The sequence below is a fragment of the Streptomyces sp. NPDC019890 genome, assembly GCF_044903445.1.
Lineage (GTDB): Bacteria > Actinomycetota > Actinomycetes > Streptomycetales > Streptomycetaceae > Streptomyces.
Genome location: NZ_JBJDQK010000004.1, coordinates 184,428 through 194,847, shown reverse-complemented (window position 1 = coordinate 194,847; position 10,420 = coordinate 184,428). Strand labels below are relative to the sequence as shown.

Below are 10,420 nucleotides of genomic sequence, written 5' to 3'. Positions count from 1 at the left end.
TTTGTGTGGGGGGGTTTCGGGGTGGTTTCTTTCATTCCGTGCGGGGCCACCCCCGCGGCGTATCTGCGGTTGTTTACCTCCTACGGCGGTGTCGGCGAGGCGGGCGGCGGCGGCGCCCCACAGCGGGTGGCCGAGCTGGAGGAGCGAATCGCGATCCTCACCCAGCTGCGCGACAGTCTCGTCCACCGGATGCCCTGGCTGGCGGCACCCGACGACGGCACAGACGAGCAAGCAGCCTGAACTGTGAAGAGCCGCGGCATTTTCGGCCGGACGAGCACGCCGTCCAACGCCGCGCAAGCCACGACGGTTTCAAGACCAGTGGGTTCGCCCTCCGGGCGAGGCCCTGAACTGCGCATACGGACTCCCCGGCGTTCCCCGCTGTCCTGACTTGGCCGGAGGTTGGCCGCTGGAGCGCATAACGAGTCCCTCCACCGAGGAGCCAGCGGGTAGCAGCCACCGCGAGCATGCGCGCGTGGGAGCGCACGCTTTCCCCCTGTCCGCATGACCGAACTGCCACGCACTCAAGACCTACGGCGCCAACAGGGACAAACTTCGACGCCTACTTGCAACTACCGCCCGCCGCCTCCACACAGCAGCCCTTGGCTAGCCTCGCGGCCCGGCTAGGCAGACACCCCGCGAGGCGCGGCAGATTGCCGCGCCGCGTGACAGTTGTCGGCATTGACGCCCGCCGTCGGTCCCACCGCAGCAGATTTACAGCGGGACGGTTCCGAGGGCTTTGAGCTGCGGTCTCCCTCCTTGGAGCCACTCTCGGGGGACACCTGGGGGGGAGCAAGGGCGCTCATCCGGCATCCCCGCCTGGTCCACTGGCCAGGCGAATCGTCGGAGAAGCCTCAGAGACGGGACGTACCTCCTGGACCGAGATGCTCGACGCCATGCGGGCCTCGGGCCGGTCGACGACGATCGGTTCACCCGACCGGGCCTATGCGTCGGCGTGCTTCTTGCTCATGGTGTTGAAGAGAGCCTTCGCCTCGGGGCCGAGGTGCGGTCCCGCCAGCCATCGCGCCCCCTTGAAGTGGCCATAGCAGGTATTCGACACCAGCACGGGATTGCCGTCCGCGCCCTCCATGAACCAGCCGCCGCCCGACGCACCCTTCGTCATCGTGCAGCCGATGCGGTACAGCGTCGGCTGGCCGGCCTTCATGGTCAGGCGCGTCGGCCGGTCCTCGCATGAGAGCATCGTGACACCGCCGAACGGCATGGCATCGGGGTATCCCCGCACGGCCACCTTCCCGATGTCCTTCATCCGAGGAGCGTCGAAGTCGATGGGCACGGCCGAACCGACCGTCTCCTCAAGGGACTTGGACCCCTTGGCGCCCGTCACATGCACAATAGCGAAGTCGTAGGGCATGCCGTCGCCCGACTCCCCGGCGCTCCCCTCGGAGATCCACTGTGGGGATGTCGAGACATCGTCTGCCTTCCAAGCGCCGAACGGGGCGAGGTCCTCCGGCGCTGCGCCCTTGATGCGGCTGACCGGAAGTCCGTTGTCGTTGAACGCGGGCAAGAACATTATGTTGCGGTGCCAGGTGCCTCCCTTGCCCCCGTGGACGCAGTGCCCCGCCGTCCAGACGAGGTTCGACTTGCCCGGGTGCGCCGGATCCTTCACCACTGTGGCGGTGCAACCCTCTGTGTCCCCCTTGGGAAGGTCGCTGAACAGCCTGCCCACGGCGCCACCGAACTTGCTACCGCTGTAGGGCGTGGCGACCGGTTTGGCCTTTATGGTCTGCGGCGTGGGGTCCGTGACGCCCTGATCGCCGGAGCCCTCCTTGCCGACCGGTGCCTGCTCCGCCTTGCTGCCCGAAGCTGGTGCCTTCACATCGGATTTGTTCTGGCAGGCGGTCGCGGTCGCCGCGAGGGCGAGCGAGAGGGCGCAGGCGGCGAGACCCGGTCCGAGCCGACGGGCTCCCAATCCTGCGGGCCCGCGATTCCGACGCGGCGGCTGTGCGTTGAGGGCTGACATGAAGCCTCCTGTGTACGGGGGGGGCGTGCTGTGCGTATCGACGGCAGCGGTCAATTACCTTCTATGCCGTGAATTAGGCACACAGCAGCATGCTGGTTCCATGGGCTCACAGAACTTTTCCTGTGAGCTCAGTTTTCAGAACTGATCGCGTCTCCGGGCGAAGGAAGGGGCGCACCGTGCGCTGACCAGAACGTTCACTGACACTGTCTGGCTCGCGTGGGCGAATTGGGCCAGAGGATGGCCGCAGGGTGCTGATGCAGCGTTGTGTCGGACGCCAGCGTCCTGGCATGCGCCGGTAACGTGCGCAGTCACCGCAACAGCCGTGGCACACAACAACGCACCCCTCGCAGCCCCCACTGTGCTGCGAGGGGCGCCGTTTCTCGTTTCCTGGCATTCGCCGACGGTGCCGGCATGAGGGCTGCCAGGGAGGGGACGCTTGGCGTGCTGCGTCAGCATAGATTCCGCGGGGCGGGGCAGGTTCATACCGCCCGGGCAGCCAGATGCCTCACTGGTCTAGTCGAGAGCATTACCGATGGTGCGCCCCGCAGCCACGGCCGAAGCGCTTACCGCAACAGCGTTACGCGTCTCCGGTCAGTAGTGCCAATGCACCGAGCGCCATGAGCCGGATGCGAGCAGGGTATCCGAGCCCCTACTGATTCCCTCTTGCGTGTGTGAGCTGGCGGCCGTCCCCGTGCGGTGCGTCGGGGCCTGGCTGGCGGCGAACGCGGCACCGCTGCCCAGGAGCGCGAGTGCGGCGGCGCCGCCGACCAGCGCGAGCCGCAGGCGCGATGAGCGCTGGGTGCGGAGCTGGTGCGAGGTGGGATGGTTGTCAGAACTCATGGTGATGCCCCGTTCGTTGAGGTTATGCGGGTCTGTAGAGTCGCCTCAACCTCAGCAGATCAGGGATCGATGTGGAACCGAAAAGCTTCCGGCCGACCAGAATGCTTCGGTAGCAATCCCGAACGCTCGGTCCCAGGAAGCCGGATACCACCGGTACCGCTTCGTCAGGTATCCATCTTGTTTTTCGGCCTCGCGGCGCCGGTGTCCTTCCGGTTCGTTCCCCAGCAGGCGACGGGGTGAAGAACGAAGCGGGTATTGCCGGTCGTGTGCTCAGCTTTCTTGCAGAGCTCGACGACGGGGAGCGTGACGCCATCGCCGAACTAATCGGGGGCGCCCTGGACGTCATAGGTGACGCCAAGTACTTCGGGAAGTTGTGGCTGCGTGACGCCGAGACCACTGCCTGGCACGTCCAGCTCGCCAGCCGCCGGACGCATGAAACGGCCGAAGACCGCGAGCGATTCTTTGAGGCATGGGGAAACGCCTAGTGATCGTGCGCGCGTAGAGCCGCGAAAAGGCCCCGCCGGGCGAACCGGCGGGGCCTTTGACCTGTGCGCATCCTCCCCCTTCATGGATCAAGGACTTGTGGCACTCGTGTCTGCTGGCGTCGGCCTATGGGGTGTGCTCGGTGGTCCGGCCATCGGCGGGGTAGCCGCTGCAAGAGGAGCACGCCTCGGAGCTGAGACGACGGCAAGGGCGACCGCCAACACCCCGGGCGCCAGTAGTGGCCGTTCACCGAGCGGTTCGGAGTACGAGCAGGCCGCCCACGACACGGCGAGCGGCCTGCGTCCTTCGTAGCGTTGTGCTGCCGGCCGTCAGCTCTGGCCGGCCGTGCGGCGCCTGCGCGCGATGTCGCGTGGCAATATACGCACTGCCTAGCGGGGCGATCGCGTGCTCACGCACCGGTACCTTGCGCGCCGGGGCGCTGCTTCTGGGCGTCGACGACGGCCCGCTCCAGCACGGCGGTGCATTCGAGGACTGTGCCAGGCTTGACGTCGTCGGCCTGCTTGACCTGGACACCGCGGCTGCCGAGATAGGCGTATGTCTTGCGGTCGAAGATCCACTCGGTGCGACCGCCGCTCTGCTGGTCGACGTGGGCCAGGGCGATTCCTTCGCGTCCCGCGGCGTCCTTGGCGTGGTCCACCACCACAACCCCGGGGATCTTGGCCGCGGCCCGGTACAGCGCTGCATTCAGCTTCGCCGGTGCGAGCTGCTCCCTGAGCAGGTCGCCGACAGTGGTGAATGCCTCCTGGTCCGGGGAGTTCCCCTGGCCCTCGGTCTCCTTGTAGATCTTCTTCAGCAGGGCGTCCGGGTCGGTGGGCAGCGTCTTGAGGTAGTCGTAGGAGGGGGCGCCCAAGCTGCTCTCGACGTCGCTGTCGAGGGTGATGCCGCCCTTGGGCTTGTAGCCGGGCTCGTCCAGCCAGCCCTGCTTGCCGTCGGGGGAATTCCAGACCTCACGGATATGCAGGGGCTGGACCAAGGTCTTGGACTTGTATGCGTCGGTGTGCAAGACGGAGAGGTAGGAGACCTTGCTCTTGATGTAGATGTACTGGCCCGGGCCGGGTTCGGGCGTCTTGCGGGCCGAGGCGGCGGCGGCGATGTGCTCGACGGTGGAGGCGAGCTGGGCGGTGCTGCCTGGCTCGATGCGGACGACCGGCGCTTCGACCGGGGGCGGGCTGGCCGCGGCCGGGTCGCTGCCCCCGGAACCGGTCAGCGCGGTGAAGGCGAATGTGCCGGCCAGGGCGGCGGCGGTGACCGGGACACCGATCAGCAGGACACGGCGTGCCGGGCGGCGGGACGGCGCAGGGGCGGGTGCGGTGGGCTGGATCTCGCTCATCAGGTGCTCCTCGAGAAGCAGGTGACGGTCGAGCGACAGGTGCGGGTCTCCCGGCGCCGGCAGCAACCGGGCCAGTTCCGCGTGGTCCAGCGACTCCTCACGCCGAGACTTCTTGCGGATCATTCGGACCTCTCCTCGTACGACTCGTGTGACCGGGCCGCAGAAGTGCGGCCGCCCTGTACTTGTCCGTTGCGCGGTAGCGGTTCCCTGCGTTTTCCCAGTTCTTCGTCGGCCAGCTTGCTCAGCCGTTTACGGGCGCGGGACAGGCGCGAGCGCACGGTGCCGACCGGGACGCCGAGCACGGCCGCCGTCTCCGCGTAGCTGAGCCCGGACCACACACAGAGTGTGAAGACCTCGCGCTCGCTCCGGCTCAGCTTCTTCAGCACCCGCTGGGCGGCAGCCAGTTGGTCGGCATCGGCTATGCGGCCGACGAGTTCGTCGGCGAAGTCCGGGACCGTTTCCTTGGCCGGCAGGCGCTCCAGGGCCCGCTGGTGGCGGCGCGCAGCGCGGGTGGTGTTGCGCAGTACGTTCACGGCGATGCCCATCAGCCAGGGGCGCGGGCTGTCGCCCTCGTCCCGCAGCTTGACGCGCAGCCGCCACGCCTCCAAGAAGGTCAGCGAGACGATGTCCTCGGCGACGGTCCAGTCCCCGGTCACGCGCACCGCGTGCCGGTGGACCAGTCGGGCGTGGTCACGGAAGAGCTCGCGGAACGCCTCGGGGTCGCCTGCCCGTATCCGGGTGTGCAATGAGTAGTCCACGTCCATCCTTGTCCACGCGGCAGGGCAGGTTCCCGTGGCGTGCCTCACACGGTCAGGAGACATGGGGCTCCGCGGCCAGGCTCGCACATCACGGCCGCCGTCTCCGTGGGCTGAGCGGCATCTCGGGCGGCAGCGAGTACTGGGCGGCACGGCAGTTGAGCAGCGGGGCAGGTGGCGTTCTCAGGTTGAGTGGAGGTCTTGTCTGTCATCGGCTCGAACTGTGGAGATCTTCTAAGAGCTCGCGCAGGTAGGCGCCGTGGAGCTTACGGGCCAGGTAACCCGAGGATGTTTCTCGGGCGAGCTGCAAGGCCTCACGTCCGAACGCGATGACGTGATCAGGGTCGCGTCGCTTGGCGCCGATCGCTGCCAGGTCAGTCAGGACGACTCCCCGGCGGCGGAATGAATGCCCTTCGGCAAGTGCGCCTTGCTCCAACGCGGACTGCAGGGCTTGCTCAGCCAGGTCAAGTCGGCCGAGCTGTACGTACCTGGCTCCTCGCTCCTCGGCCAACCGTGTCCCATCGAAACGCAGCCAGCCGCCGTTGTTGCTGTCCTCGGTCAGGTGCCGAACCTGTTCCGCCTCGTCGAGTGCACGCTCGCACGCGAAGAGGTCCCCCATGCCCGCATGTGCCTCTGCCTGCACTGAAGCGACCCAGTGCCGGGTTGATAGCGAACTGTCGCCTCGCTTGGCCACGTGCACGGCTGCTGAGAGAGTGTCAGCGGCTTCGCGATAGCAGCTCCTCGCCGGCCACCGCGCGGCCCCGTTGAGCCCCGGCGGCGGCCTGTCCTCAATAGCCGGACGGGCTTGAATTTCCGCCGGTCGGCCTGAATCTTGAGGCCGACCGGCGGAAACAAGCCTCGCCGGCGATTGAGGCGTGGGGGTCCCCCCACGCCCGCCAGGGCGTAGGGGGAGGGTCTGGGGCGGAGCCGCACATCGACACAGCGGAAAAAGGCGGGGTGGGGCCCCCGGTCAGACCTACGGCTCCGGCGTGACGAAATACGACGCGAAGCCCGCCAGGATCTCCTCCTCCGTGATCCTGCCGTCCCCGTCCGCGTCCAGCGACGTCGACGCCACCGCCGCGACCCCCGGATCCACCCCCAGCACCCTCAGCACCCGCTCTGCCGCGGACGGCGTCACTCCGCCGCCGTCCTCGTCGGCGATCGCGATCACCGCGTGCAGGAAGGGCCGGGCGATCTCGGCGAATCGCTGGGGATTGTCACGCAGTCTCTTCACCGCGCCCGTGATGAACTCCTGCCGGGTGACCCGCTGGTCCCCGTCCACGTCGGCGATCCCGGCCATGCCCTGCCAGAACGCCTCCGCACCGCTGTACAGGGCCTGGCCCTTGTCGCAGCGGGCGGTCGTGGAGAACTCGGCGAGCAGCGCGGCCGCGGCCCCGCTGAAGTCCTCACGGTCGATATAGCCGTTGCCGTCCTGGTCGAAGGCGGCGAAGCGGGAAGCGATCTTGCGCTCATATTCTGCGCTGTCCATGCGGGGAGCGTACGGCCCCGAGCGCTGACGCGTGCAAGTACTCCGCCAATTACGTGGTGACGACATTCGGGAGGAGCCCGGGTGAACCCCCGGTAATGCCCCGGCGACGCCGCTCACGCCGACAGCGGCTGGGCCGCGTCGTCCGTGGCCGAGCCCACCTCCGCGTACACCTCGAACAGGCGCCGCACGCCGAGCGCGGCCAGTACACGGTTGACGTGCGAGCCCTCCTCCGCGCCGTGGGCCGGGAGTATCAGCCGGAGGCGGCCCTGGCAGGAGCGCAGCAGCCGTCGGGCGGCCACCAGTACGCCGACGCCGCTTGAGTCGCAGAAGAGCACCTCGGAGAGGTCGAGCACCAGATCGCGGTGACCGACGGCGACCGCTTCGTGGACATGCTGGCGCACGACGGGCGAGGAGACGAGATCGAGCTCGCCGCGGACGTGCAGCACGGTCCACGCGCCCTGCCGGGTCGAGTCCACCTTGAGCATCACGACCGGACCTCTCCTCCCGCCGGTCCGAAAGCGCCACGGTCACGTCGAGCGGCCGCGCAGGCACATCCGGAAGATGTCGTTCCTCCCGCCCCTGCCCGCCCTCTCAGCCATGAAACACAAACCCCGCCCCCTACCATCCAGGCCCGCCTCAGGGGGCGCACTTGACGTAAAGGGGCGTGCGTCTGTTGCCACGCGCATTACATTCGAGGGGGCGACAGGCACCGGGAACAGGCGTTGGGGGCCGTATGGCAAAGAACACACCGCCGCGATGGGACCGCAAGATGCAGCAGCGGCTCGCGCGGGGAGAGGCCGCCGCGCTCGGAGAGTTCTACGACAGGTTCGCCTCTCTGGTGCACATGCTCGCCCACCGTGTGCTCGACGACGACCAGGGCGCCGACCAGGTCACCCGTGAGGTCTTCGGCTACATCTGGGAGAACCCCGACTCCTACGACCCCAAACAGGGCTCGATGCGCTCCTGGGTGGCCAAGCTCACCAACAGCCAGGCCGTGCACCGGCTGCGCCAGACCGAGGCCGCGGCACTCGCCAAAGGCGGCGAGGGCACCACGGAGGAGCTGGAGCAGAAGGTGCGCAGGGCGGCGGTCGCGGCCCGTGCCGACTACATCGTCACCTCCATGCCCGCACCACTGCGGGCGGCCCTGGAACTCGCGTACTTCCAGCGCAGGGACTACCGCCAGACCGCGGCCGACCTCGGGGTCACCGAGGACGAGGCCCGGCGCCGGCTCCGGCTCGGCCTGCAGCTCCTTTCCACCGCCAATACGCGCCCGCTGGAGGGCTCGTCGCCGCCCGGTTACGGACGCTCCTTGTGAGCGGGCCCTGGGACAGCGGCCGCGGAAACGGCCGACCCGGCGACGACGACGGCCCCGACGAGGTACGGGGCACCCCACGCATACCGGGACCGCGGTCGGCGGCGGACGATCTCGACGCCGCCCGGCTGGTCCCGCGCCCGCCGCGGCCCGCACCTGAGCCGGAGGCGCCCGCCGACCCGCCCGTCAAGCCGCCGCTCAAGCCGACCGCCGAGCAGCCCGTCCCCGAACGCCCCTCCCACAGCGTGCTGAAGTCCCTGCTCGGCGCATGGGCCCTGTCCGCCTGCTCCGCCGAGGAGATCGCGGCCGTCGAGGCGCACCTCGGCGAGTGCGCGCCCTGCGCGGAAGAGGCCCTGCGGCTGCGTGACGCGGTCGGCCTGCTGCACACCGACCGGGATCTGGACCTCGACCCGCTGCTGCGCTTCCGGGTCCTGGAGAACTGCCTGGGGCGCAGGCCCGCGCGCATCCCCGTGCCGGCGTGGGCGACTGCGTACGACGCCGAGACCGCGCGACTCGACGCGCTGCTGCGGGACATCGGCGAGTCGGAGTGGCACGCCCCGGTGCGTCTGAAGTGGTTCGAGGGCGAGCGGGCGGTCAGCCGCAGAACGACCGTGGCCGGGGTGATCGGCCATCTGATGACCGTCGACGGGCTGGTCGCGGGCGCGCTCGGCCTGGACGATCCGCTCGGTGCGAGCGCACCGAAACTGCCGACGGAGCGCACGGAGGCGTTCTGGGACGCCGACCTGTCGCACACCGCGGCCGTCCGCGAGCCGTGGCGCGAGCAGAGCCACGCCCTTGTGCGCACGGTGTCCTTCGCCGGCCGTGGAGTGGCCGAACTGTCCGTCTCGTACGGAGACTTCGCCCTGCCGCTGCAGGACTCCCTGCTCGACCGGGCCTTCGAGTGCTGGATCCACGCGGGCGACATCGCGGACGCGGTGGACTATCCGTACGAGCCGCCGAGCGGCTCCCATCTGCACCGGATGATCGACCTGGCCGCCCGGCTGCTGCCTGCCGCGCTCGCGGACCGCAGACGCGCGGGCCTCGCGGGCCCCGCCAAGCATCTGGTGGTGCCCGGTACGCCGGGCCGCTCGCTGCATCTGGAGGTCGAGGGATCGGGCGGCGGGAACTGGTACATCGCCCTGGACTCCCCGGCGGCCGTCGGCTCCGCGGACGAGGCGGTGGCCCAAGTGGCGTTGGACGGTGTGGAATTCTGCCGCCTGGTGGCGGGCCACGTCTCACCGGAGGAGGCCGCGGCGGGCCAGGACGGCGACCGGGAGGCGATCAGGGACGTGCTGTCCGCGGCGGCGTCGCTGAGCAGGCTGTAGGAAGCGCGGGGAGCCACCGGCGCCTCCCCTCACCCTCCGGCCCCAATTGCAGTTGACGCTCCACGATGCGCACGGGTTTGCTGGGCCGATGTCTGACCTTCGCATCGAGCAAGTGGACGGCGATGCCAGTCTCAAAGACTGGCAGTACGTCCACAACCTGATCGTCCCCACTCACTTCCTGTCACTCGACGAGGTGCGCGAGCGTGTTCAGCGCAACCACCTGGAAGTCGCGTATCTCGGCGATGTTCTTGTGGGCTGCTCGACAGTGCGTCCACCGACGGACGACGCAGCGACCGCCACAGTGATCGCCCGGGTGCTCCCCGCCCACCGCGGTCAGGGGTTTGGTGCGGAGATCTACGAACGAGGGCTGGCACAGGCGCGAAAGCTCGGCGCCGACGTGATCGAGACGTGTGTCCTGGCGTCCAACCTGGACGGGCTGCGATTCGCCCAAAAGCATGGATTTGCAGAAATCGAAAGGTACCTGCTGCCCGGTGACGGCATGCCCTTCATCGACATGAGGCTGGCCTGAGCCGGGGGGCGTCAACCGGCCTACTCCCCGCCCACCGCCACGTTCGGGTTCCCGTCGCGCCCCTGTGGCTTCAGTTCGATCTGGATCGTGTGCGTCGTGTCCCGCGCCGCCGAGCCCCCGCCGCCCGCCGTCAGCACTCCGATCCGCAGCTCCGCCCGGCCGCTGCCCTCCCGTCGCACCTGCACCGCGAACTCCAGATTCACTTTCTCCACGCTGAACTTGAGGTCGCGTCCCTCGCCGGCCCGCTGCGCCCGTTCCAGCTCGTCCCGGACCTGTCCGATCACCTCGGCAAGCCCGGCCACCGGCGCCTCGTCACGCTCAGCCATCGCGTACCCCGCTTCCTGTAGTTATCGTTGTG

Annotated in this window: 11 protein-coding genes and 2 pseudogenes; 5 read left to right on the top strand and 8 right to left on the bottom strand. The window is 68.9% G+C overall.

Features of this window, described 5'->3' with window-relative positions; all coding sequences use genetic code 11:
* Positions 1 to 240 (top strand): annotated as a pseudogene (locus ACI2LP_RS13205) (hypothetical protein); the annotation flags it as partial.
* A 700-nt stretch (positions 241 to 940) separates the two neighbouring features.
* Here the strand turns inward: ACI2LP_RS13205 and ACI2LP_RS13200 are convergent.
* Together ACI2LP_RS13200 and ACI2LP_RS13195 are read right to left on the bottom strand one after the other, a co-directional pair.
* Entirely contained in the window at positions 941 to 1,978 is a 1,038-nt protein-coding gene (locus ACI2LP_RS13200; protein WP_404724620.1) for a trypsin-like serine peptidase, read from the bottom strand.
* Between the two features lie 591 nt (positions 1,979 to 2,569).
* Entirely contained in the window at positions 2,570 to 2,818 is a 249-nt protein-coding gene (locus ACI2LP_RS13195) for a hypothetical protein (RefSeq protein WP_404724619.1), read from the bottom strand.
* 266 nt (positions 2,819 to 3,084) lie between these two features.
* Here ACI2LP_RS13195 and ACI2LP_RS13190 point away from each other — a divergent pair, with 266 nt between their 5' ends.
* Entirely contained in the window at positions 3,085 to 3,303 is a 219-nt protein-coding gene (locus ACI2LP_RS13190) for a hypothetical protein (protein ID WP_404724618.1), read from the top strand.
* A 407-nt stretch (positions 3,304 to 3,710) separates the two neighbouring features.
* On the opposite strand, the gene ACI2LP_RS13185 is transcribed toward ACI2LP_RS13190, so the two are convergent.
* The 5 genes and pseudogenes from ACI2LP_RS13185 to ACI2LP_RS13165 form a co-directional block, all read right to left on the bottom strand.
* Positions 3,711 to 4,775 carry a CU044_5270 family protein gene (locus ACI2LP_RS13185; RefSeq protein ID WP_404724617.1) on the bottom strand — a complete coding sequence of 355 codons (1,065 nt, stop codon included), beginning with the start codon at positions 4,773 to 4,775 and terminating at the stop codon, positions 3,711 to 3,713.
* On the bottom strand, positions 4,772 to 5,416 hold the full coding sequence (locus tag ACI2LP_RS13180; protein ID WP_404724616.1) for an RNA polymerase sigma factor: 645 nt from the start codon (positions 5,414 to 5,416) through the stop codon (positions 4,772 to 4,774). Before ACI2LP_RS13180 ends, ACI2LP_RS13185 begins: the two co-directional genes overlap by 4 nt.
* Positions 5,417 to 5,615: 199 nt before the next feature.
* A pseudogene (locus tag ACI2LP_RS13175) lies at positions 5,616 to 6,140 on the bottom strand (transcriptional regulator); the annotation flags it as partial.
* 243 nt (positions 6,141 to 6,383) lie between these two features.
* Positions 6,384 to 6,896 carry an EF-hand domain-containing protein gene (locus tag ACI2LP_RS13170; protein ID WP_404724615.1) on the bottom strand — a complete coding sequence of 171 codons (513 nt, stop codon included), beginning with the start codon at positions 6,894 to 6,896 and terminating at the stop codon, positions 6,384 to 6,386.
* A gap of 113 nt (positions 6,897 to 7,009) precedes the next feature.
* Positions 7,010 to 7,384, bottom strand: coding sequence for an STAS domain-containing protein (locus ACI2LP_RS13165; RefSeq protein ID WP_404724614.1), 375 nt, complete (start codon positions 7,382 to 7,384; stop codon positions 7,010 to 7,012).
* A 245-nt stretch (positions 7,385 to 7,629) separates the two neighbouring features.
* Between ACI2LP_RS13165 and ACI2LP_RS13160 the strand changes: the two genes are divergently transcribed.
* The 3 genes from ACI2LP_RS13160 to ACI2LP_RS13150 all read left to right on the top strand — a co-directional run bounded on the left by ACI2LP_RS13160 (position 7,630) and on the right by ACI2LP_RS13150 (position 10,062).
* Complete coding sequence (locus ACI2LP_RS13160) at positions 7,630 to 8,211, top strand: sigma-70 family RNA polymerase sigma factor (RefSeq protein WP_404724613.1); 582 nt, start codon at positions 7,630 to 7,632, stop codon at positions 8,209 to 8,211.
* Positions 8,208 to 9,533, top strand: coding sequence for a zf-HC2 domain-containing protein (locus tag ACI2LP_RS13155; protein ID WP_404724612.1), 1,326 nt, complete (start codon positions 8,208 to 8,210; stop codon positions 9,531 to 9,533). Before ACI2LP_RS13160 ends, ACI2LP_RS13155 begins: the two co-directional genes overlap by 4 nt.
* Positions 9,534 to 9,621: 88 nt before the next feature.
* The gene (locus tag ACI2LP_RS13150; RefSeq protein ID WP_404724611.1) at positions 9,622 to 10,062 is read left to right on the top strand and encodes a GNAT family N-acetyltransferase; all 441 of its coding nucleotides are present in this window, start codon (positions 9,622 to 9,624) and stop codon (positions 10,060 to 10,062) included.
* Positions 10,063 to 10,082: 20 nt separating this feature from the next.
* On the opposite strand, the gene ACI2LP_RS13145 is transcribed toward ACI2LP_RS13150, so the two are convergent.
* Positions 10,083 to 10,388 carry a trypco2 family protein gene (locus ACI2LP_RS13145; RefSeq protein ID WP_360867877.1) on the bottom strand — a complete coding sequence of 102 codons (306 nt, stop codon included), beginning with the start codon at positions 10,386 to 10,388 and terminating at the stop codon, positions 10,083 to 10,085.
* Positions 10,389 to 10,420: the final 32 nt, after the last annotated feature.

What these genes read in the sequence shown, in the direction of transcription:
- ACI2LP_RS13200 (WP_404724620.1), bottom strand. Translation starts at nt 1,978, where the DNA reads ATGTCAGCCCTCAACGCACAGCCGCCGCGTCGGAATCGCGGGCCCGCA.
- ACI2LP_RS13195 (WP_404724619.1), bottom strand. Translation starts at nt 2,818, where the DNA reads ATGAGTTCTGACAACCATCCCACCTCGCACCAGCTCCGCACCCAGCGC.
- ACI2LP_RS13185 (WP_404724617.1), bottom strand. Translation starts at nt 4,775, where the DNA reads ATGATCCGCAAGAAGTCTCGGCGTGAGGAGTCGCTGGACCACGCGGAA.
- ACI2LP_RS13180 (WP_404724616.1), bottom strand. Translation starts at nt 5,416, where the DNA reads ATGGACGTGGACTACTCATTGCACACCCGGATACGGGCAGGCGACCCC.
- ACI2LP_RS13170 (WP_404724615.1), bottom strand. Translation starts at nt 6,896, where the DNA reads ATGGACAGCGCAGAATATGAGCGCAAGATCGCTTCCCGCTTCGCCGCC.
- ACI2LP_RS13160 (WP_404724613.1), top strand. Translation starts at nt 7,630, where the DNA reads ATGGCAAAGAACACACCGCCGCGATGGGACCGCAAGATGCAGCAGCGG.
- ACI2LP_RS13150 (WP_404724611.1), top strand. Translation starts at nt 9,622, where the DNA reads ATGTCTGACCTTCGCATCGAGCAAGTGGACGGCGATGCCAGTCTCAAA.
- ACI2LP_RS13145 (WP_360867877.1), bottom strand. Translation starts at nt 10,388, where the DNA reads ATGGCTGAGCGTGACGAGGCGCCGGTGGCCGGGCTTGCCGAGGTGATC.